The organism is Klebsiella sp. FDAARGOS_511 (assembly GCF_003812845.1).
GTDB classification, from domain to species: domain Bacteria; phylum Pseudomonadota; class Gammaproteobacteria; order Enterobacterales; family Enterobacteriaceae; genus Klebsiella; species Klebsiella grimontii.
In genome coordinates this window covers 602,552-623,286 of record NZ_CP033824.1, presented here as the reverse complement: position 1 = coordinate 623,286, position 20,735 = coordinate 602,552, and the positions used below count along the sequence as shown (strand labels likewise).

At 56.0% G+C, this 20,735-nt stretch carries 18 protein-coding genes and 2 tRNA genes; 13 read left to right on the top strand and 7 right to left on the bottom strand.

Going from position 1 to position 20,735, the window contains the following annotated elements:
* Together EGY08_RS04185 and EGY08_RS04180 are read left to right on the top strand one after the other, a co-directional pair.
* Entirely contained in the window at nt 1–1,149 is a 1,149-nt protein-coding gene (locus EGY08_RS04185; RefSeq protein WP_004131322.1) for an efflux RND transporter periplasmic adaptor subunit, read from the top strand.
* Nucleotides 1,146–4,220, top strand: coding sequence for an efflux RND transporter permease subunit (locus EGY08_RS04180; RefSeq protein ID WP_004131324.1), 3,075 nt, complete (start codon nt 1,146–1,148; stop codon nt 4,218–4,220). The genes EGY08_RS04185 and EGY08_RS04180 overlap by 4 nt, the downstream gene beginning before the upstream one ends.
* A gap of 587 nt (nt 4,221–4,807) precedes the next feature.
* On the opposite strand, the gene EGY08_RS04170 is transcribed toward EGY08_RS04180, so the two are convergent.
* From EGY08_RS04170 to EGY08_RS04160, 3 genes are all read right to left on the bottom strand, one after another.
* A tRNA-Ser gene (locus tag EGY08_RS04170) sits at nt 4,808–4,895 on the bottom strand.
* A 145-nt stretch (nt 4,896–5,040) separates the two neighbouring features.
* Nucleotides 5,041–5,718, bottom strand: coding sequence for an isochorismatase family protein (locus EGY08_RS04165; protein WP_004131326.1), 678 nt, complete (start codon nt 5,716–5,718; stop codon nt 5,041–5,043).
* 20 nt (nt 5,719–5,738) lie between these two features.
* Nucleotides 5,739–6,599: a pirin family protein gene (locus EGY08_RS04160; RefSeq protein WP_123828260.1), complete on the bottom strand. Its 861-nt coding sequence runs from the start codon at nt 6,597–6,599 to the stop codon at nt 5,739–5,741.
* A gap of 114 nt (nt 6,600–6,713) precedes the next feature.
* Here EGY08_RS04160 and EGY08_RS04155 point away from each other — a divergent pair, with 114 nt between their 5' ends.
* Complete coding sequence (locus EGY08_RS04155; protein WP_004131328.1) at nt 6,714–7,619, top strand: LysR family transcriptional regulator; 906 nt, start codon at nt 6,714–6,716, stop codon at nt 7,617–7,619.
* 314 nt (nt 7,620–7,933) lie between these two features.
* Here the strand turns inward: EGY08_RS04155 and EGY08_RS04150 are convergent.
* Nucleotides 7,934–8,021: transfer RNA gene (locus EGY08_RS04150), tRNA-Ser, on the bottom strand.
* A 268-nt stretch (nt 8,022–8,289) separates the two neighbouring features.
* Here EGY08_RS04150 and ghrA point away from each other — a divergent pair.
* The 7 genes from ghrA to EGY08_RS04115 all read left to right on the top strand — a co-directional run bounded on the left by ghrA (nt 8,290) and on the right by EGY08_RS04115 (nt 13,097).
* Nucleotides 8,290–9,228 carry a glyoxylate/hydroxypyruvate reductase GhrA gene (ghrA, locus tag EGY08_RS04145; RefSeq protein WP_049113418.1) on the top strand — a complete coding sequence of 313 codons (939 nt, stop codon included), beginning with the start codon at nt 8,290–8,292 and terminating at the stop codon, nt 9,226–9,228.
* An 85-nt stretch (nt 9,229–9,313) separates the two neighbouring features.
* Complete coding sequence (locus EGY08_RS04140; protein ID WP_004131330.1) at nt 9,314–10,051, top strand: phosphatase; 738 nt, start codon at nt 9,314–9,316, stop codon at nt 10,049–10,051.
* 22 nt (nt 10,052–10,073) lie between these two features.
* Entirely contained in the window at nt 10,074–10,628 is a 555-nt protein-coding gene (locus EGY08_RS04135) for a TorD/DmsD family molecular chaperone (RefSeq protein ID WP_004131331.1), read from the top strand.
* Between the two features lie 103 nt (nt 10,629–10,731).
* Nucleotides 10,732–11,214, top strand: coding sequence for a DUF1097 domain-containing protein (locus EGY08_RS04130; RefSeq protein ID WP_087829316.1), 483 nt, complete (start codon nt 10,732–10,734; stop codon nt 11,212–11,214).
* Between the two features lie 296 nt (nt 11,215–11,510).
* Nucleotides 11,511–11,816 (top strand): type 1 fimbrial protein, encoded by a 306-nt coding sequence (locus EGY08_RS04125; protein ID WP_004131333.1) that lies wholly within the window; start codon nt 11,511–11,513, stop codon nt 11,814–11,816.
* Nucleotides 11,817–11,905: 89 nt separating this feature from the next.
* The gene (ymdB, locus tag EGY08_RS04120) at nt 11,906–12,460 is read left to right on the top strand and encodes an O-acetyl-ADP-ribose deacetylase (RefSeq protein ID WP_049112578.1); all 555 of its coding nucleotides are present in this window, start codon (nt 11,906–11,908) and stop codon (nt 12,458–12,460) included.
* A 46-nt stretch (nt 12,461–12,506) separates the two neighbouring features.
* Complete coding sequence (locus EGY08_RS04115) at nt 12,507–13,097, top strand: TetR/AcrR family transcriptional regulator (protein ID WP_004131336.1); 591 nt, start codon at nt 12,507–12,509, stop codon at nt 13,095–13,097.
* A gap of 36 nt (nt 13,098–13,133) precedes the next feature.
* Here the strand turns inward: EGY08_RS04115 and mdoC are convergent, their stop codons facing one another.
* A complete protein-coding gene (gene mdoC / locus EGY08_RS04110) occupies nt 13,134–14,294 on the bottom strand; it encodes a glucans biosynthesis protein MdoC (RefSeq protein WP_123828259.1) in 1,161 nt (386 codons plus the stop codon).
* Nucleotides 14,295–14,546: 252 nt separating this feature from the next.
* Here mdoC and mdoG point away from each other — a divergent pair, with 252 nt between their 5' ends.
* The 3 genes from mdoG (at nt 14,547) to EGY08_RS04095 (ending at nt 18,915) form a co-directional block, all read left to right on the top strand.
* Nucleotides 14,547–16,100, top strand: coding sequence for a glucans biosynthesis protein MdoG (mdoG, locus tag EGY08_RS04105; RefSeq protein ID WP_004131340.1), 1,554 nt, complete (start codon nt 14,547–14,549; stop codon nt 16,098–16,100).
* Nucleotides 16,093–18,621 carry a glucans biosynthesis glucosyltransferase MdoH gene (gene mdoH, locus EGY08_RS04100; RefSeq protein WP_004131342.1) on the top strand — a complete coding sequence of 843 codons (2,529 nt, stop codon included), beginning with the start codon at nt 16,093–16,095 and terminating at the stop codon, nt 18,619–18,621. Before mdoG ends, mdoH begins: the two co-directional genes overlap by 8 nt.
* A 66-nt stretch (nt 18,622–18,687) precedes the next feature.
* On the top strand, nt 18,688–18,915 hold the full coding sequence (locus EGY08_RS04095; protein ID WP_004131344.1) for a YceK/YidQ family lipoprotein: 228 nt from the start codon (nt 18,688–18,690) through the stop codon (nt 18,913–18,915).
* Here the strand turns inward: EGY08_RS04095 and EGY08_RS04090 are convergent, their stop codons facing one another.
* Nucleotides 18,916–19,302 carry a MysB family protein gene (locus tag EGY08_RS04090; protein ID WP_004131347.1) on the bottom strand — a complete coding sequence of 129 codons (387 nt, stop codon included), beginning with the start codon at nt 19,300–19,302 and terminating at the stop codon, nt 18,916–18,918.
* A 79-nt stretch (nt 19,303–19,381) separates the two neighbouring features.
* Entirely contained in the window at nt 19,382–20,632 is a 1,251-nt protein-coding gene (mdtG, locus tag EGY08_RS04085) for a multidrug efflux MFS transporter MdtG (protein ID WP_004131349.1), read from the bottom strand.
* Nucleotides 20,633–20,735 lie beyond the last annotated feature (103 nt).

The window sequence follows — 20,735 nt, the reverse complement described above, 5'->3', positions numbered from 1 at the left end:
ATGTTATATGAGTTAGTTCTTTCCCTTCGTCAGTGCGTGTACGCTTTGCTCGGCGCCGAGCGGTCGCTACCCTGGTTTGCGCTGTTGCCGCCGATCGTACTGGCCCTGATGATCGTACCGCTGGTGGGCTGTGGCGATAAAAGCGGCGATAAGCCGGCTCCCGCCCGCCCGGTGCGCTACGTGGTCATCGGCTCCCCGGCAACGCTTCCCTCTCTGGAAAGAACCGGCGAGATCCATGCGCACGATGAGACGGCCCTGAGCTTCCGCACGGCGGGCAGGATGATGACGCGCGCGGTGGATATTGGCGATCGGGTCAATTACGGGCAGCTGCTGGCCACGCTTGACGATACCAGCGCACAAAACCAGCTGGATAGCGCGACGGCTGACGAAGAGAGCGCCAGAGCGACCGCCCGGGTAGCCGCGCTGAACGTTAGCCGGATGCAAAAACTCATCGCGACAGGGGCAATCGCCCGCTCCCAGCTCGACAGCGCGCGGGCGGACTGGCTGGTCGCCAGCGCCCGGGTGAAGAGCAGCGAGGCCGCTTTGCGCAACGCCAGGGAAAGCCTTGGCTGGACTCGGCTGACCTCGCCGGGCGAGGGGATCATTACGGCGGTCAGCGCCTCTCCCGGTCAGGTCGTCAACGCCGGTGAGACGGTGGTGACGCTGGCGGCCGGGCAGGCGCGCGACGTGGTGTTTGATATCCCGGATCCCGCTAAGATTGAGGCGCAAAAGGCGGAGGAATTTCAGGTTGCTTTGCTCAGCGATGCCGGAGTGAACGCCTTCGCCATTTTGCGTGATATTAGCCCACAGGCCGATCCCCAGACCCGGACATGGCGCGTCAGGGCTACTCTCAAGAAACCGCCCGCTGCGATGGCGCTGGGCTCCAGCGTCACGGTAAGGCTACCGGCATCAGGCTCGGCGGGTTACGCGGTACCGGCTTCGGCGCTGAGCCGTTGCGGAGAAAAACCGGCCGTCTTTGTGATTACCCCGCAGATGCAGGCGCAGCTGCGCGTTGTCGTTCCCGCTAGCTACACGGCTTCTTTCGTTATCATCGCCTCAGGCCTTATGCCCGGCGACCGGGTTATTACCGCTGGCGTGAGTAAACTTCGTCCGGGGGAAAAAGTCGTCGCCGGAGAGAAGCAGCCGTGAAAATAGCGTCGTCAAAATATACCTTTAACCTCTCCGCCTGGGCGCTGGAAAATCCGCAAATGGTCAGCTTTTTTATGCTGCTGATTATAGTTATCGGTTCGCTCAGCTATACGCTGCTGCCGCGTAATGAAGATCCGGCGTTCACTATCAAAACGGCGGTGGTATCCGCACAGTGGCCGGGCGCATCGGTAACGGATACGACCCATCTGGTGACGGATGTGCTGGAAAAAAAATTGCAGGAAACGCCCTGGCTCGATTATATCGAAAGTGAAACCCGGGCCGGACAAACGGTTATCTATATTAATCTCCGCGATGACACGCCAGCGCAAAAAGTCCCGGCGATCTGGTATCAGATCCGCAAAAAAATGCAGGATATCGCGCCATCGCTGCCCGAAGGCGCGCAGGGGCCGAGCGTGAACGATGAGTTTGACGACACGTACGGCACGATTTATGGCTTTGTTCCTGACGGATATACCCTCCAGGAGGTGCGCCAGCAGGTGGAGACGATCCGCCGTGAACTGATGTCCGTGCCGGATATCGGCAAAACGGTTCTGCTTGGCGAACAGCAGGAGCAGATTGCGATCGCTTTTTCACCCGCCCGACTGGCCGGTATGGGGCTCAGCATTCAGCAGGTTACGGATGCTCTGCGGGCCCAGAATGCGGTAGTTCCGGCCGGCGTTCTGCGCACCGGGCAGGAGAAGATGACGATAAAAGTCAGCGGGGCGCTCAGGAGCGAAGAGAGCTTACGCGCCGTCACCCTGCGCATTAACGATCGCTATCTTCCCCTGACCGACATTGCCACCATCGAGAGAAGAGCGGCCGAACCGCCTTCTGCGGCGTTTCGCGTTAACGGGCGTCCTGCCATTGGACTGGCGATTTCCATGGCGCCAACGGGAAATATGCTGCGCTTTGGCGCGACGTTGAACAACAGAATGAGCGCCATCGGCGCCGGGCTGCCGCACGGTATCGAGATGGTGAAAGTGGCTGACCAGTCGGCGGTGGTCAGCGGCGCGGTAAGCGGGTTTGTCCGGGTGCTGGTGGAAGCCGTGCTGATTGTGCTGGCGGTTTCTTTTGTCTCCCTGGGATTAAGGGCCGGGCTGGTGGTGGCCGCGGCGATCCCGCTGGTGCTGGCGATGACCTTTGCCGGAATGATGCTGGCAGGCATCGGCCTGCAGCGAATCTCTCTCGGGGCCCTGATTATTGCGCTTGGGCTGCTGGTGGATGATGCCATGATCGCCGTGGAAACCATGGTATCCCGGCTGGAGGCCGGGGATACGCGACGGCTGGCGGCGACCTATGCTTTCAAAACCACGGCATTTCCAATGCTGACCGGTACGCTGGTTATGATTGCCGGGTTTATTCCCGTCGGTTTTGCCTCATCCAGCGCTGGCGAATACTGCTTTTCGCTGTTTGCCGTGGTACTGATGGCGCTGCTGAGTTCATGGATCGTGGCGATTCTGTTCTCTCCTTTGACCGGAGCATGGCTGCTGCCGGAAAAGCTTAAACATCATGCCGCGGGCCCGGGCCGAATGGCGCGGGGATATGGACGACTTCTGCGAACGGCGCTGCGCCACCGGCTCGCCACCCTGGGAATTGCGCTGGCCGCGCTAGGGGTATCGGTGTATGGCACAACGTTTATGCAGGGGGAGTTTTTCCCTTCATCCGATCGTCCGGAGCTGCTGGTCAGCCTGACGCTGCCGGCCAATGCTTCGCAGTCTGCCACGGAGAAACAAACGGAAAGGCTGGAACGGGCGCTTGCCGGGAATCGCAATATTGATCATTACTCGACCTATGTGGGTTCGGGCGCTATACGCTTTTACTTACCGATGGATGTTCTGCTGGATAATGAAAATACGGCGCAGTTGGTGGTGGTGGCGAAGGATCTGGCCGCCCGGGACCGCCTGCGGGAACAGTTAAATACGCTGCTGGCCACGCAATTCAGCGATCTGACTTCGCGCGTTTCGCCGCTGGAGCTGGGGCCGCCGGTGGGCTGGCCGATCAAATACCGGATCAGCGGTCCGGATTATCTCAAGGTCAGAGAGTATGCCGGGCGTCTGGCCGAGGCGATAGGGCGCTCGCCGTTAACCCGGGAGGTGAATCAGACCGCGGGCGAGCCGGAGAGAACCCTCGTTCTGCAGGTGAACCAGACTGCTGCGCGGGCGGCGGGGGTGTCGTCGCAGAGTCTGGCGCAGACGCTTAATACTGTCTGGTCCGGCACGACGGTGACGTCGATAAGGGATGACGATCGGCTGATTGACGTGGTGCTGCGGGCGAATGATAGCGAGCGGTTGAATCTTGCTACCCTGTCATCGCTGACGGTGGAGGGGCGCGATGGACAAAAAATTCCCCTTGGCGCGGTAGCCACGCCGGACTGGGGAGTGGACGATCCGGTACTCTGGCGTCGGCAAAGGTTGCCGTTCATCACCGTGCAAACCGACCTCGCGCCGGGGATGCGGGCAGAAGGCGTATCGGACGGTTTGCGCCCGACGGTGGATAAACTGCGCGCGGGTCTACCCATCGGTTACAGCATTGTAGAAGGCGGGGTGGTCGCGGAGTCCGAAAAAGGCAATAGCTCGGTTTTTGATATTTTACCCGTCACCCTCGGGGTGATGCTGTTACTGCTGATGCTCCAGCTACGGCGCTATTCTCGTATGCTGCTGGCTCTGTTAATGGCCCCGTTCGGCTTACCGGGGATCGTCATGGCCATGCTGCCGAGCGATACGCCAATGGGATTTGTGGCTCTGCTCGGCGCGATCGCGCTGGCGGGGATGATTATCCGCAATGCCGTGATACTTATCAGTGAGGTCGATAATAATCTGGCTCAGGGTATGGAAAGCGAGGCCGCCATTATTGCCGCCGCAGAGCACCGGGCCAGGCCAATATTTCTGACCGCCTGCGCCGCGATCCTGGGCATGATCCCCATCTCTCACCAGGTCTTCTGGGGGCCGATGGCGTATGCCATCATTGGCGGGCTCATCGTCGCCACGCTCGTCACGTTAACCGTGCTTCCGGCGTCTTTTAGCATGTTGCTGGAGATGGGGAGATACTGGAAAAGGCGTCACGCCGCTTGATAAAACAGGTTGCCCCCGGTGGAATGCAACAGGCGAAAAAAAGCCCGTACTTGCGTACGAGCTCTTCTTCGAAGATGGCGGTGAGGGGGGATTGACTCGCCGCGCTCGCCGTTACTCGGCCCATCCCTGGGCCTCGCCCCTTCGGGGTCAGCGCAGGCGCTGTTCAAAATTGCTTCCGGCAATTTTGTCGGGGCAGATTCCTTGCAGGCTCGTCATCTGTCCAACTGGCTGACGCCAGTTGTCGAACCCCGGTCGGGGCTTCTCCCCCCCCGGCAGGTGCTATATGCGAAAAAAAAGCCCGTACTTGCGTACGAGCTCTTCTTAAAATATGGCGGTGAGGGGGGGATTGACTCGCTGCGCTCGCCGTTACTCGGCCCATCCCTGGGCCTCGCCCCTTCGGGGTCAGCGCAGGCGCTGTTCAAAATTGCTCCCGGCAATTTTGTCGGGGCAGATTCCTCGCAGGCTCGTCATCTGTCCAACTGGCTGTCGCCAGTTGTCGAACCCCGGTCGGGGCTTCTCATCCCCCCCGGGGGAGTGCAACAGGCGAAAAAAAAGCCCGTACTTGCGTACGAGCTCTTCTTTGAATATGGCGGTGAGGGGGGGATTCGAACCCCCGATACGTTGCCGTATACACACTTTCCAGGCGTGCTCCTTCAGCCACTCGGACACCTCACCATATTGTTTTGCTGCTCACCTTGGGTGGGCAACGGGGCGCTACTATAGGGAGTTGCGCTAAAACGGTCAAGCAGTATTTATTCTTTTGCTATCGTTCGGTTAAGCAATGAACACTGCCCCGCCGTAGTGCGGCGAGGCAGGCATTTTAACGCTGTGAATCAAGCTGTTCGTTGTTCTTGACCACGTCCTGAGCTTTGGCGTAGCTCTCGATCAGCAGCTGGTATGCCGGGAAGACCTTGGTATACACCTCGGCCCACTCAGCGGCATCCGGTCGATTCCAGGTGCGCTGCAGTTCAGAAGCAACCGCCGCGGTATCCATTGGCACGACGCCAGCCTGGACGACGCGGGCGAGTGTGATTTCCTGCGCCATCTTGCTATAGGTACCGGAAGCATCAATGACGGCAAAAACCTTATAGCCATCGGCGACGGCGGCAATGGACGGGAACGCCATGCAGACGCTGGTAATGGTACCGGCGATAATCAGCGTTTTACGCCCGGTCGCTTTTACCGCGGCAACAAATTCCGGGTTATCCCACGCGTTAATCTCTCCTTTACGCGCAATATATTGCGCATGCGGCGCATTTTCATGGATCTCAGGGATCAGCGGGCCATTCGGGCCCTGCGGCACTGACGCCGTGGTGATCACTGGAATGCCGGCTAACGAGGCCATCTTCGCCAGCGCGGCGGCGCGCGCCCGTAGCTCCGGCATCGGCATATCGCCCACGGTCTGGAACAGACCGCTCTGGTGGTCGATCAGCAGCATGGTGGTATCATTGACATCAATAACCGGACGAGAACCATTAAAGTTAGCTGGGGTAGACATATTCTACACCTCATTCAGTATCAGATTTGGCCGAAGTGGCCGCTATTAAAATCACGAACCGCTTCTGCGATTTGCGCTTTGGTATTCATCACAAACGGGCCGTAGCCCACGATCGGCTCCTGCAGCGGCTCGCCGGCCATCAGCAGTACTTTTGCGTTGGTACTGGCCGCGAGGTGGAGCGCTTCTCCTTTCTGGCTGAGCACAACCAGCTGTCTCTCGTGGGCGTTGCCCTCGCCGTTCACGACAATCTCACCTTCCAGGACGACCAGCGCCGTACTCCAGCCAGCAGGCTGATGCAGGGTGATCTCCTGACTCTGGTTAAGCTGAAGATCCCATACGTTCAGCGGAGAAAACGTGTGGGCGGGGCCAACCGTATCCTCGTAGCGCCCGGCAATAACCCGTATGCGGCCGGCATTGTTCGGCAGGTCAACGTCAGGAATCACATCAGCCGTAATGCTCTGGTATCCCGGATGCGTCATTTTGTCTTTAGCCGGAAGGTTGACCCAGAGCTGGATCATCTTCAGCTCGCCGCCGGTACGGGTGAACGCCGCGGAGTGGAACTCTTCGTGCAGGATCCCGGCGCCCGCGGTCATCCACTGCACATCACCCGGCCCAATAACGCCGCCTCTACCGGTTGAGTCACGATGTTCAACTTCGCCGGAATAGACCACGGTGACGGTTTCAAATCCGCGATGCGGATGTTCGCCGACGCCGCGTTTCTCCGTTCCCGCCGGGAAGTGATGCGGTCCTGCATAGTCAAGCAGCAGGAAGGGGCTTAGCTGTTCGCCGTGTGTCTGATAAGAGAACATTGAGCGAACCGGGAAACCGTCGCCTACCCAGTGCTGTGAAGGCGCAGTGTAGATACCTGTAATTTGTTTCATGGCAGTCTCCTGAATGTCTGTTTCTGATGTGAATAAGCATATATTCGCCACTAATAGTCCGCTAGATAGCAAAAACGACCTATACTGTTCTAAAAATGGAACGATGGAGGAAGGATGCAGGATCTTAATGATTTAGCCTGGTTTGTGCAGGTGGTCGATCACGGTGGATTTGCTGCGGCGGGAAGGGCGATCGATCAACCCAAATCAAAATTGAGCCGTCGAATCGCCCAGTTAGAAGAACGCCTTGGCGTACGTTTGATTCAACGTACAACCCGCCAATTTGCGGTAACGGAAGTTGGGCTTACTTTTTATCAACACTGCAAGGCGATGCTGATCGAGGCGGAAGCGGCAGAACAGGCGGTGGAAACCCTGCGTTCCGAACCGCGCGGCAGCGTGAAGCTGACCTGTCCGGTAACGTTATTGCATGCGCATATTGGGCCGATGCTGGCACGGTTTATGGTGCGCTACCCGGGCGTCAATCTTCAACTGGAAGCCACCAATCGGCGAGTGGATGTCGTTGGCGAGGGCGTCGACGTGGCGATTCGCGTGCGCCCAAGACCGATAGAAGACAGCGACCTGGTGATGCGTGTCCTGGCCGATCGCGGGCACCGTCTGGTCGCCAGTCCCGGGTTGGTTGAGCGGCAAGGGCAGCCGCGGGTTCCATCAGAATTAAGCGATTGGCCGGGGTTGAGCCTGGGCGCAGGTAAACATCAGCATAAGTGGCAGTTGACCGGTCCAGAGGGCGCAAGGGCGGAGATCTATTTCACTCCCCGATTGGTGACCACGGATATGCTGGCGCTTCGTGAAGCGGCCATTGCCGGCGTTGGGGTGGTACAGCTTCCTTTATTAATGGTGCGCGATCAGTTGGCCGCCGGAGAGCTGGTGGTTGTCCTTGATGAGTGGCAACCGCGCAGGGAGGTGATCCATGCGGTGTTTGCCTCGCGCCGCGGGCTGCTGCCCTCGGTCAGGGCGCTGGTTGATTTCCTGAGCGAAGAGTATCAGCGGATGGAGGAGGATTAGCATTTGCCGCTATCCCGGCGGCGCTGCGCTATCGGAGAGAGTCTGAAGCCGCGGGATGGCGACTGTTCCCGGAGGCGGCGCGATGCGCCTGTCCGGGCTACCGGGCGGAGTGCAACAGGCGAAAAAAAAGCCCGTACTTGCGTACGAGCTCTTCTTCGAAGATGGCGGTGAGGGGGGCAGATTCCTCGCAGGCTCGTCATCTGTCCAACTGGCTGTCGCCAGTTGTCGAACCCCGGTCGGGGCTTCTCCTCCCCCCGGCAGGTGCTATATGCGAAAAAAAAGCCCGTACTTGCGTACGAGCTCTTCTTTGAGTATGGCGGTGAGGGGGGGATTCGAACCCCCGATACGTTGCCGTATACACACTTTCCAGGCGTGCTCCTTCAGCCACTCGGACACCTCACCATATTGTCTTTCCCGTTGTTGCCGGGAACGGGCGCTAATTTAGGGAAATACGTATCTCCCGTCAATCAACTTTTTTAAAAAATCGACCGTTTAGCCAAACTTCAAGCAACTTGCTCTCTAAATGCGCGAGAATCGATTTTTTTGTCGCCATTCCCTTTTTCACACGCTCGCCTGACGAAATTTGCTATGCTGGCAAACCAATAGAAAACAACGAGTAAAACGCGACGCTAGCCTAACCTGCCGATAGCGTCAGCTGTCAGGAGCCCTTATGGATATCATCTTTTACCACCCGACGTTCGATACCCCTTTCTGGATTGCGGAGCTGGAAAAACAGCTCCCCGGCTCGCGAGTCCGCGAATGGAAATCCGGTGATAATCAACCCGCTGACTATGCGCTGGTCTGGCATCCGCCGGTTGAAATGCTGCAAGGCCGCAAACTTAAAGCCGTCTTTGCCCTTGGCGCCGGCGTTGATTCAATTCTAAGCAAACTGCGGGAAAACCCGGAAATGCTGCCTCTGTCGACGCCGCTGTTCCGTCTGGAAGACACCGGCATGGGTCTGCAGATGCAAGAGTATGCGGTGAGCCAGGTGCTGCACTGGTTCCGTCGTTTTGATGACTATCAGGCCTTAAAGCAGGAGGCGCGATGGCAGCCGCTGGAGGAGTATCAGCGTGAGGACTTCGCCATCGGCATTATGGGGGCGGGGGTACTGGGCGCGAAAGTGGCAGAAAGCCTGCAACGCTGGGGTTTTCCGCTACGCGTCTGGAGCCGTAGCCGCAAATCCTGGCCTCAGGTAACGAGCTTTGCGGGGGAAGCCGAGCTGGAAGACTTCCTGAGCGGTACACGAGTGCTGATTAACCTGCTGCCCAACACGGCGGAAACCGTTGGCATTATTAATAGCGCGCGCCTGGCGCAGCTGCCGGATAACAGCTATGTGCTGAATCTCGCTCGCGGGGTTCATGTGGTGGAAGAGGATCTGCTGGCCGCGCTGGATAGCGGCAAGTTAAAAGGGGCGATGCTGGATGTGTTCAGCCGCGAACCGCTGCCGGAAGGGAGCCCGCTTTGGCGGCACCCGCGAGTGGCGATGACGCCGCATATTGCTGCCGTCACCCGGCCTCTGGAAGCCATCGCTTATATCGCTAAAACCATCGGTCAGTTAGAACGGGGCGAAACGGTCAGCGGGCAGGTCGATCGCCAACTGGGATACTAAGCGATAGCCCCGCCTGAGCGGGGTTTTTGCTGATCATGGGCGCAGATTCCTGCTATTCTTGCCACAAACAGAGAAGGAGATTGTGATGTATCCTGTTGACCTGCACATGCATACCGTCGCCAGCACCCACGCTTACAGCACCCTGCACGATTATATCGCGCAAGCAAAGCGCAAGGGGATCAAACTCTTTGCCATTACCGACCACGGGCCCGATATGGCCGATGCGCCGCACTACTGGCATTTTATTAATATGCGTATCTGGCCGCGGCTAGTGGATGGCGTTGGCATCCTGCGAGGTATCGAAGCCAATATCAAAAATACCCAGGGCGAAATCGACTGTACCGGCCCGATGCTGAACTCGCTGGACCTGATTATCGCTGGCTTTCATGAGCCGGTATTCCCTCCTCAGGATAAAGCGACGCATACCGAAGCGATGATCGCCACGATAGCGAGCGGCGCGGTGCATATCATCAGCCATCCGGGTAACCCTAAATTTCCCGTGGATATCCCTGCCATTGCCGCCGCCGCGGCGAAGCACCATGTGGCGTTGGAAATCAATAACTCCTCTTTTGTCTCGTCGCGTATCGGCAGCGAAGATAACTGCCGTGCCGTTGCGGCGGCCGTACGCGATGCCGGTGGCTGGGTGGCGCTGGGCTCGGATTCCCATACGGCATTTACGCTCGGTGAATTTAGCGAATGCCGAAAAATTCTTGATGCCGTCGGTTTTCCGGAAGACCGAATTCTTAACGTAACGCCCCGGCGTCTGCTTAATTTTCTTGAATCGCGCGGCATGCCTGCGATTCCTGAGCTGGCTGAACTTTAATTTGAATAACTGGAATAAATGAATGAACGAGTTTTCAATCCTCTGCCGCGTGCTGGGCTCTCTCTATTATCGTCAGCCGCAGGACCCGCTGCTGGTTCCGCTCTTTACCCTTATCCGCGAAGGGAAGCTGGCGGCGAGCTGGCCGCTGGAACAGGATGAACTGCTGGAGCGCCTGCAAAAAAGCTGTGATATGCAGTCGCTGGCCGCCGAATACAACGTGCTGTTTGTCGGTGAAGAGTGCCGCGTGGCGCCTTACCGTAGCGCATGGGTAGACGGCGCGACGGAAGCTGAAGTCCGTGGTTTCCTCGCCGCGCATGGCGTACCTACGGGGGAGGGGGCGGCGGATCATTTCGGCTCCTTACTGCTGGCCGCTTCCTGGCTGGAAGATCACGCGGCGGAAGATGAAAGCGAAGTTCTGGAAACCCTGTTCGCGGAATATATCCTGCCCTGGTGCGGTGAGTTCCTGGGCAAAGTTGAAGCGCATGCCACCACGCCGTTCTGGCGCACGATGGCCCCGCTGACTCGCGAAGCGGTCTCCGCCATGTGGGATGAGCTGCAGGAAGAAAACGAACAATAATTTGTGATTAAAATCACACTTTAAATGCAATGAAATATTTTTGATTTCATTTAGTGTGCTCTGAGTCGCATTTGACGGGTGCGTTTCTGCTATGATACGCGCCATGAACATACTCTTCGCAATCGCATTAACGACAGGCATTCTCTCCGGTATCTGGGGATGGGTGGCTGTCGCACTGGGTCTGCTGAGCTGGGCGGGGTTCCTTGGCTGTACGGCTTACTTTGCCTGTCCGCAAGGTGGGTTAAAAGGGCTGTTTATTTCAACCTGTACGGTCATGAGCGGCGTTGTGTGGGCGCTGGTAATTATTCACGGCAGCGCGCTGGCGCCGCAGCTGGAAATTGTCAGCTATATTATGACCGGCATCGTGGCGTTTTTGATGTGCATTCAGGCGCGTCAGCTGATGCTCTCTTTTGTGCCGGGAACTTTTATCGGCGCGTGCGCGACGTTTGCCGGCAGCGGCGACTGGCGTTTGGTTGTGCCTTCACTCGCGCTGGGTCTGGTATTTGGCTACGCCATGAAAAATAGCGGCCTGTGGCTGGCGACCCGGGCTGAGAAAAATAAATCTCTTGCTAACCAAAGCAGCTAATCGCTTTTAATTTATCCCCGTCTCCATCACAAAAGGGCCCGCCGGGCTCTTTTGCTTTTTTGCTGCCTGTTTACCCCATCATTAATATTCCCTGTATTCTATTTTTCCTTATATATCTGAGACTTTAACTGTACCGACAGTCAGTGAATCGATTTTGTTAGCATATTTAAATAAATGATATTTTTTGTTTTCAAATTGTTAATATAATTAACTTGAAGTAAAAAAATATAACTCGATGCACTCATGGATGGCTGGTGCTTTTCAGTAGCTATACCGATATGCAGAGGAGTTTTATAATGAAAACAATCATATATGCACCACTTGCCGCGCTGTTTATTTTACCTTCTTTTGTTAACCCTGTGCTCGCAGAACAGACCGTGGCTGGCGTCATCCATTTTTACGGGCGGGTGGTGGAAGCACCCTGCCAGCTCAATACGATAAAAGACCAAATTATTATGGATTGCCCGAGGGCGGATGCGATTAAAATTTCTGCTCAACAGCTTGAGAAAGGGAATATACACAACGAAAATATTCGCTCTGCGCAATTAAGATATATTAATCCGCAACGGACCCTCGCTATTCTGGATGTTGATTATCGGTAACCCTCTGCCCCCAGGCTTTCGTCCCGGGGGCTATCGTGCCATATTATCCTCGTGTATTCATTTGAAGACCTATGCCGACAGGAGGAGAAATGGCTGTTCAACCTGAGGTTGTTCTCGGCGATATTACAAAGCTCGCGGTGGACGTTATCGTCAATGCGGCAAACCCGTCGCTGCTTGGCGGTGGTGGCGTGGACGGCGCGATTCACCGCGCGGCAGGGCCAGAACTGCTTGCTGCCTGTAAAGTGGTGCGGCAACAGCAGGGAGAGTGTCCGCCAGGTCATGCGGTGATTACGGCGGCAGGAAATTTGCCCGCCAGCGCGGTTATTCACGCCGTTGGACCCATCTGGCACGGCGGTGACAGGCAGGAGGCGGAGTTACTGGCTGACGCCTATAAAAATAGCCTGCTGCTGGCTTCGGCAAACAATTATCGTTCTATTGCATTTCCTGCTATCAGCACCGGCGTTTATGGTTACCCTAAAGAGGCCGCCGCGGAGATAGCCGTACGGACGGTGAATGCTTTCCTCACTCGCTATAACCCGCTGGAACGCGTGTGTTTCGTATGCTTTGATGCCGAAACCGCCGGCATTTATACGCGATTACTTGAGGCAAGTCGCGCGCAACTCGGCCATCAGAATAAGATATGATAGTTTCCTGCGCAGGCCTGGAATTATCATAACGGGAGAGGTATCGGTGGCTGAAGGGAAGGTTCTACAAAAGCAACGGCTTCGGCGGATGGAAATCGTAGCCGCGGCACAGAAATGCTTTGCGGAAAAGGGCCTGCACGGCGCCTCCGTAGCGGATATTGCGCATCAGGCTGGCCTTAGCGTAGGTCAGCTATATCGCATTTTCGCCAGCAAAGAAGAGATCGTTGAAGTCATCGTCAGTGAGATCGTGAATGCCAGAGTGGGCGAAATCGTTGCCGGGAATCATGATTTAGCCCGCATGGCTTCAGTATTAGCCGGCGCAACACTCGTGACCGGGTCTACGAAAAACGATAATTATCTGCTGATGGAAATTAACGCCGAGGCGTCCCGAAATCCACGCCTGCGCGAAATCATGAACCAGGCCGATCGCCGCCTGAAAGAGGAGGGCGGGCGGCTAACCCGGCACTATCACCCTGAGATGACCGAGGCGCAAATTAGCGTCGCCTGCGAATTTATCGCGATATTAACCGAAGGGGCTGCCTATCGTTGCGACTTTGCGACGACCCCGACGGTAGATAAAGCAGCAATGGAAAACCTGTACCGCGATGTTTTTCAACTGCTGTTTGCACAAAAATAGCGCTGCTATGTGCGTTCCACACAGCAGCTTGCTGTTTCAACTGGCGGATATTTGCGGCTTAGCCGTCTTTTGCTGGAATTTTCCGGAGAAAAGGAAGCGCAACAGCGGTATCCGCAGATGGATTTCATATAGCACCAGAGCAATCCCGACCACAAAAACCAGCCCGGTCATAAACCCAAGGGTATTGGATTTAATGACCGGCGCTATCCACGCCCCGTAGAGAAGGGTCAGCGGGTGGTGCACCAGGTAGATAAATAGCGATGCATTAACGAAATAGGTCACCCGCGCTGACTGGAAATTCAACAAGCGGTGGCCAAGCGAAAAGACCACGTTGACCATCCATAGCCCCAGCACCATGGTAATCACGTACTCCGTCTCATACATCCAGCCGTCGCCAGAGCCGTACTGCTGATTCAGCCGATAGGCGATAAACCCGAGTAAAGCCGCCGCAAAGCACCATGGCGATGGGGTTGTAAACATCGTCTTCAGGCGCGCGTTAATAAACGTCTGGGCGCCGAGGATAAAGAAAGGCAGATAGAATAGCGTCTGCATCACGATGAAGTTGAACAGGCCATTGCTAAGAATGGGCGGGTAGAGGATAAAAATGGTGCGGCGAATGACCGCATACAGCACGCCCAGCGCGAGAAAAATCATCGACAGTTGGCCTAATGTGACGGTGTCACCAAAGATTGGTGCCGCGGCAGAACGCGGGCGCGTCAGCCATTTAAACATCACTACGCCCAGCGACGTCAGAACCACCAGCACTAACAAAAACCATAAGTGGGAAATCAGCTCCCAGGCGAGGGTGTTGAATTTGTCATAGCCGGAAAGCGTGTGCCAGTTATCCGCCTTACCGTTGACGTACTGCAGCATAATAAACTGCGGTAGGGTCAGGAGGGGGATCGCGGTTAACATGGGGATGCCGACGCGCTCAACGCGGACTTTCCACCATTTCTTCAGCGGATAGCGCAGAAAAAGCATGTAGGAAAAATAGCCGGAAATCACAAAGAAGACCTGCATGCGAAAGGCATGAATGAAGTCGTTAAACAACGTCAGCCACCATGAAGGCTCGGCGCTGTTAACATGCCAGCTGTGACTGGAGTAAATGAGCGAAATGTGAAAAGGGATACCCAATAGCATCAGCCATGCGCGGATGCTATCGAAAAAATATTCACGCTGTACCGGAGTATTATTCATACAATATCACTACATTCTCAGACAATTCGTCTTATCACTCAACGTGATAACGTTTAAATTCACTGCAACCCTACATGAACTCTGGTTAACTGTCTCCAGGATAAGCACGCAAAGTGCAATCGGGGCAGTGAACTGTGTATTCCCTGTGCCGCCATGCCGAACAATGCAGGGATTATGTTGTCGGAATGCCTGAGTTTCCATTAAAATAGATCGGATCGATTTAAGCACACAAAGGGGGAAGTGCTTACTTATATGAAACATAAACCACAGATGATGAAAATGCGTTGGTTAAGCGCAGCCGTAATGTTGTCCCTGTGTACTTCATCTGCATGGGCATTCAGCATTGATGACGTCGCAAAAGAGGCACAAACGTTAGCCAGCAAAGGCTTTGAAGCGCCTAAAAGTAACCTGCCCTCTGCCTTCCGCGACATGAAATATGCGGACTATCAGCAAATTCAGTTTAATCACGATAAAGCTTATTGGAATAATCTGAAAAGCCCGTTCAAACTCGAGTTTTATCACCAGGGAATGTATTTCGATACGCCGGTCACCATTAATGAAGTGACGGCAACCAGCGTGCGCAAAATTAAATACAGCCCGGACTATTTTAATTTTGGCAACGTGCAGCACGATAAAGACACGGTTAAAGACCTCGGCTTTGCGGGCTTCAAGGTGCTGTATCCGATCAACAGCAAAGACAAGAACGATGAGATCGTCAGCATGCTCGGAGCCAGCTACTTCCGCGTGCTCGGCCAGGGTCAGGTATACGGTCTTTCTGCCCGTGGGCTTGCGATCGATACCGCGCTGCCGTCTGGAGAAGAGTTCCCGCGTTTTCGTGAATTCTGGATTGAGCGTCCTAAAGCCACCGATAAACGTCTGACGATTTATGCGCTGCTTGATTCCCCGCGCGCAACCGGCGCCTATCGTTTTGTGATCATGCCCGGTCGCGATACCGTGGTGGACGTGCAGTCTAAGGTCTATCTGCGTGACAAAGTCGGTAAGCTGGGCGTGGCTCCGCTGACCAGTATGTTCCTGTTCGGGCCGCATCAGCCGTCTCCGACTACCAACTATCGTCCGTCGCTGCATGATTCAAATGGGCTTTCGATCCTTGCCGGCAACGGCGAATGGATCTGGCGTCCGCTGAATAATCCGAAGCACCTCGCCGTCAGCAGCTACGCAATGGAGAACCCGCAGGGGTTTGGCCTGCTACAGCGCGGCCGCCAGTTCTCGCGTTTTGAAGATCTTGATGACCGCTACGATCTGCGCCCAAGCGCGTGGATTACGCCGAAAGGTGATTGGGGTAAAGGGAAAATCGAACTGGTCGAAATCCCGACCAACGATGAAACCAACGATAACATCGTGACCTACTGGACGCCGGATCAACTGCCGGAACCCGGCAAAGAGATGAACTTCAAATACACCATCACTTTCAGCCGCGACGAAGACAAGCTGCATGCGCCGGATAACGCCTACGTGATGCAGACCCGCCGCTCTACCGGCGATGTCAAGCAATCGAACCTGATCCGCCAGCCTGATGGCACCATTGCCTTCATTGTTGATTTCACCGGCGCCGAGATGAAAAAGCTGCCCGCAGATACCCCGGTAACCGCGCAGGCAAGCATCGGTGATAACGCTGAAATCGTCGAAAATACCGTGCGCTACAACCCGGTAACTAAGGGTTGGCGTATGATCCTGCGCGTCAAAGTGAAAGATCCTAAGAAAACCACGGATATGCGCGCTGCGCTGGTCAATACCGACCAGACGCTGAGCGAAACCTGGAGCTATCAGCTGCCTGCCAATGAATAAGATAACGAAGTACATCGACGCATTGCCGCTGTCGGATGCAGAAAAACGCGCGTTACCTGACGTAAGTCTGCAGGCCGTACATGAAGCACTGGACGCTGAACATCACGTTTTTAAACGCGAAGATGACGCCCCGCTGGGGTCGGTAAAATCGCGGCTGGAGCATAGCTGGCCTGATTCGCTGGCCGGTAACCAGCTGGTTAAGGATGACGAAGGGCGCACTCAGTTGAACGCCATGCCGAAAGCAAAACGTTCCTCTATGTTTCCGGACCCCTGGCGTACCAACCCGGTCGGCCGTTTCTGGGATCGGCTGCGCGGACGCGACGTGACTCCGCGCTATCTTTCTCGCCTGAGCAAAGAAGAGCAGGAGAGCGAGCAGAAATGGCGTACCGTCGGCTCTATCCGCCGCTATATTCTTCTGCTGCTGACGCTGGCGCAGACCGTTGTGGCGACCTGGTACATGAAAACCATTTTGCCCTACCAGGGCTGGGCGCTGATTAACCCGGCCGATATGGTGGGGCAGAATCTATGGGTTTCCTTTATGCAGCTGCTGCCATATGTGTTGCAGTCGGGGATCCTGATTCTGTTCGCCGTGCTTTTTTGCTGGGTTTCCGCTGGATTCTGGACCGCGCTGATGGGCTTCCTGCAGCTGCTGATCGGGCGCGACAAGTACAGTATCTCAGCCTCGACCGTTGGGAATGAGCCGTTGAACCCGGAGCATCGCACGGCGCTGATTATGCCGATCTGCAACGAAGACGTTGACCGCGTGTTCGCGGGCCTGCGTGCGACCTGGGAGTCGGTAAAGGCCAGCGGCAACGCCGAGCACTTTGATGTCTATATCCTGAGCGATAGCTACAACCCGGACATCTGTGTGGCGGAGCAAAAAGCGTGGATGGAGCTCATTGCTGAAGTTCAGGGCGAAGGGCAGATCTTCTATCGCCGCCGCCGCCGCCGCGTGAAACGCAAAAGCGGTAACATTGATGACTTCTGTCGTCGTTGGGGGAGCCAGTATAGCTATATGGTGGTGCTGGATGCCGACTCCGTGATGAGCGGTGAGTGCCTGAGTGGCCTGGTGCGCCTGATGGAAGCGAACCCGAATGCCGGCATCATCCAGTCATCGCCGCGCGCGTCGGGCATGGATACGCTTTATGCGCGCTGTCAGCAGTTTGCCACCCGCGTCTACGGCCCGCTGTTTACCGCCGGTCTGCATTTCTGGCAACTGGGCGAGTCGCACTACTGGGGACACAACGCCATTATCCGGGTGAAACCGTTTATTGAGCACTGTGCTCTCGCGCCGCTGCCGGGTGAGGGTAACTTCGCAGGTTCCATTCTGTCGCATGACTTCGTGGAAGCGGCATTGATGCGTCGCGCCGGATGGGGGGTATGGATTGCTTACGATCTCCCAGGCTCTTATGAAGAGCTTCCGCCGAACCTGCTTGACGAGCTGAAGCGCGATCGCCGCTGGTGTCAGGGTAACCTGATGAACTTCCGCCTGTTCCTGGTCAAAGGGATGCACCCGGTTCACCGAGCGGTATTCCTGACCGGCGTGATGTCATACCTGTCGGCGCCGCTGTGGTTCATGTTCCTTGCGCTCTCTACTGCGCTGCAGGTTGTGCATGCGTTGACCGAGCCGCAGTACTTTTTGCAACCGCGTCAGCTGTTCCCGGTCTGGCCGCAGTGGCGCCCGGAGCTGGCTATCGCCCTGTTTGCTTCAACCATGGTGCTGCTGTTCCTGCCGAAGCTACTGAGTATTATTCTGGTGTGGTGTAAAGGGCCGAAAGAGTACGGCGGCTTTATCCGTGTGACCCTTTCTCTGCTGCTGGAGGTGCTCTTTTCGGTGCTGCTGGCGCCGGTACGCATGCTGTTCCACACCGTGTTTGTGGTCAGCGCGTTCCTCGGCTGGGAAGTGGTGTGGAACTCGCCGCAGCGTGATGACGACTCGACTCCGTGGGGCGAAGCGTTTATGCGTCACGGCTCGCAGATGCTGTTGGGGCTGGTTTGGGCGGTGGGTATGGCGTGGCTGGATCTGCGTTTCCTGTTCTGGCTGGCGCCGATCGTGGTCTCGCTGATTCTGTCGCCGTTCGTGTCGGCCATTTCCAGCCGCGCTACCATTGGCCTGCGCACCAAGCGCTGGAAGCTGTTCCTGATTCCGGAAGAGTATTCGCCGCCGCAGGTGCTTAAAGATACCGATGCTTACCTGACGCTTAACCGTCAGCGTTCTCTGGAAGATGGTTTTATGCATGCGGTATTTAACCCATCATTTAACGCGCTGGCAACGGCGATGGCTACCGCGCGTCACCGCCACGGGCATATTCTGGATATTGCTCGCGAGCGCCATGTTGAACAGGCGCTCAACGAGACGCCGGATAAGCTCAACCGCGACCGTCGTCTGGTATTGCTAAGCGATCCGGTCACGATGTCTCGCATGCACTATCGCGTGTGGGCCGCGCCGGAGAAATACTCTTCGTGGGTGGGTGCCTATCAGCAGCTGACGCTGAACCCGCTGGCGTTAAAAACGAAGTAAGTCGTAGGTAAAGGAAAATACCGGCAATGGTGCCGGTATTTTTTTATCTGAGAATCGAGGTTGTTGATGAGAGTTTTACTGGTTATCGCAATGACGCTGCTTATCAGCGGCTGCGGTAGTATTATCAGTCGCACAGTGCCTGGGCAGGGGCATGGAAACCAGTACTATCCCGGCGTTCAGTGGGATGTCCGCGATTCCTCATGGCGCTATATCACCATTCTCGATCTGCCCTTTTCACTGGTATTTGATACGCTACTGCTGCCGCTTGACGCCAGTCATGGCCCCTATAACTAATTAGCGTTCATCCCATTCATCGGCTGCGGCCTGGCCCTCTTCGGTATCGAGAGAGGGTTCAAGCTGAAATTCGCCTTCATCCCACTCGTGCAGCGTGTTTTCTTCCAGCCACTCCTGGCGAAGCTCAATCTCATCATAATCGCCGTCAAAGACGCTTTGCGCTGCCTGACCGCTAAGAACAGGCAGGCATTCACCCTGTTCATCCTCGTCGGCAAAAAATTCTGCCTGCCAGGCAATGTCGCCGTCCTGGAGTACGTATTTCTGAATATTTAATTGCTCGATGCTGGCGTTCTCTTCGTCGCTATCGGGATTATTAGCCAGAAACTCCTCGCGGGCTGCATCGATTGCTTCTTCAAGCGTGGCATAGAACATCGAATCCTTTGGCATGGCTAACCTCCTAAGATGAATAGAAATGAACACGATTCAATCTATAGAATGCGGTTGGCGATGCGTCAAGGATGGGGCATTAATTTACCGAATGCGTGCCGGAACCCGGATTGTTGGTTGCCCGAGGGCGGCGAGAGCGGCCGAGAGTCAGGGTCGAGTAGACCGCGTTGAACAAGACCACACCGGCGGTGACTAAAAAGACCGCCCGGAAGCCGTAGTTGGCGGAAACTGACGCGCCGATAAGCGGTCCCGTAACGTTGCCGATATCGCGGAACGACTGGTTATAGCTGAAGATTCTGCCCGAGATTTGGCTGGTAGAGTTATACACCAACAGGGTTTGTACGGCGGGCAGTAGCGCGCCGTCGGCAGCGCCTAACAGGAAGCGCAGGATCCCCAGCTGCAGCGGCGTCTGAACGAACGACATCGGTATCAGAAGCAAGACGGAGATCACCAGCGCGACGATCAGGATCTTTTCCGGGCCGATGCGGTCTCCGAGTTTCCCGAGACGAGGCGCGCTAAGCAGAGCGGCAATACCTGGGACTGAAGCAATCATGCCGCTGATGAACGCAATATCACTCACATTGCCTGCAAGATCTCGCACGTATAGCGTCAGAATCGGAGCAATCGAGCCGGTTGCAACCTGGATAATCAACGAAGTGACAAACAGGCTCAGCACCAGCTTCGGATTTTTAAGCGACGAGAAAACGTCTTTCGCGCTGAGCATCTCTGTTTTACTGACCGCGACAAAATTCTCGCGGATGAGAAAAAGGGTAAATAAGAAACAAATAAACAGGACGCTTGCGGTCATAAAGAAGACGGTACGCAATCCCCAGTGATCGGCAAGGAAGCCGCCAGCCAGCGGCCCTAGCAGCGCGCCGCTGACGGCCCCTGTAGACAACGTCCCCAGCGCCCAGCCGCTCTTATGGCGGGGGATCTGCGTCGCTATCAGGGCATTGGCGTTGGGAATAAATCCCCCGAGCAGGCCTAACAGCGCGCGCAGGATCAGAAATTGCCAGATATTCTGCGCCAGGCCCATCAGCAGCATGACGATTGCCATACCGAGGGCTGAGCGCAGCAGCATGATTTTACGCCCTTTACGATCGGCAAGGCCGCCCCAGAAGGGGGAGGCGACGGCTGAAAATAAAAAAGTGACGCTAAAAACCAGACCTGACCACATATTGAGGGCGCTATGACCGGTTACGCCCAGTTGTTCGACGTAAAGGGGGAGAAACGGCATCACCAGGCTAAAAGCGGCGCCGGTTAAAAAACAGCCGAGCCAGGTGACGGTAAGATTGCGTTTCCAGTTAATGGGGGTATCAGCAGACGGCATAGGATTCCACTGGCCTGCAGCGCAGGTCAAATAATTGAAAATATGAGCACGCTAATTATGCGCCTGAGAAATGATTGCCGCAATGCAGGGGAGCTTTTAAAGC

Coding starts and splice junctions, on each gene's coding strand:
- EGY08_RS04185 (WP_004131322.1), top strand. CDS start 1: ATGTTATATGAGTTAGTTCTTTCCCTTCGTCAGTGCGTGTACGCTTTG.
- EGY08_RS04165 (WP_004131326.1), bottom strand. CDS start 5,718: ATGTCTACCCCAGCTAACTTTAATGGTTCTCGTCCGGTTATTGATGTC.
- EGY08_RS04160 (WP_123828260.1), bottom strand. CDS start 6,599: ATGAAACAAATTACAGGTATCTACACTGCGCCTTCACAGCACTGGGTA.
- EGY08_RS04155 (WP_004131328.1), top strand. CDS start 6,714: ATGCAGGATCTTAATGATTTAGCCTGGTTTGTGCAGGTGGTCGATCAC.
- ghrA (WP_049113418.1), top strand. CDS start 8,290: ATGGATATCATCTTTTACCACCCGACGTTCGATACCCCTTTCTGGATT.
- EGY08_RS04140 (WP_004131330.1), top strand. CDS start 9,314: ATGTATCCTGTTGACCTGCACATGCATACCGTCGCCAGCACCCACGCT.
- EGY08_RS04135 (WP_004131331.1), top strand. CDS start 10,074: ATGAACGAGTTTTCAATCCTCTGCCGCGTGCTGGGCTCTCTCTATTAT.
- EGY08_RS04130 (WP_087829316.1), top strand. CDS start 10,732: ATGAACATACTCTTCGCAATCGCATTAACGACAGGCATTCTCTCCGGT.
- EGY08_RS04125 (WP_004131333.1), top strand. CDS start 11,511: ATGAAAACAATCATATATGCACCACTTGCCGCGCTGTTTATTTTACCT.
- ymdB (WP_049112578.1), top strand. CDS start 11,906: ATGGCTGTTCAACCTGAGGTTGTTCTCGGCGATATTACAAAGCTCGCG.
- mdoC (WP_123828259.1), bottom strand. CDS start 14,294: ATGAATAATACTCCGGTACAGCGTGAATATTTTTTCGATAGCATCCGC.
- mdoG (WP_004131340.1), top strand. CDS start 14,547: ATGAAACATAAACCACAGATGATGAAAATGCGTTGGTTAAGCGCAGCC.
- mdoH (WP_004131342.1), top strand. CDS start 16,093: ATGAATAAGATAACGAAGTACATCGACGCATTGCCGCTGTCGGATGCA.
- EGY08_RS04095 (WP_004131344.1), top strand. CDS start 18,688: ATGAGAGTTTTACTGGTTATCGCAATGACGCTGCTTATCAGCGGCTGC.
- EGY08_RS04090 (WP_004131347.1), bottom strand. CDS start 19,302: ATGCCAAAGGATTCGATGTTCTATGCCACGCTTGAAGAAGCAATCGAT.
- mdtG (WP_004131349.1), bottom strand. CDS start 20,632: ATGCCGTCTGCTGATACCCCCATTAACTGGAAACGCAATCTTACCGTC.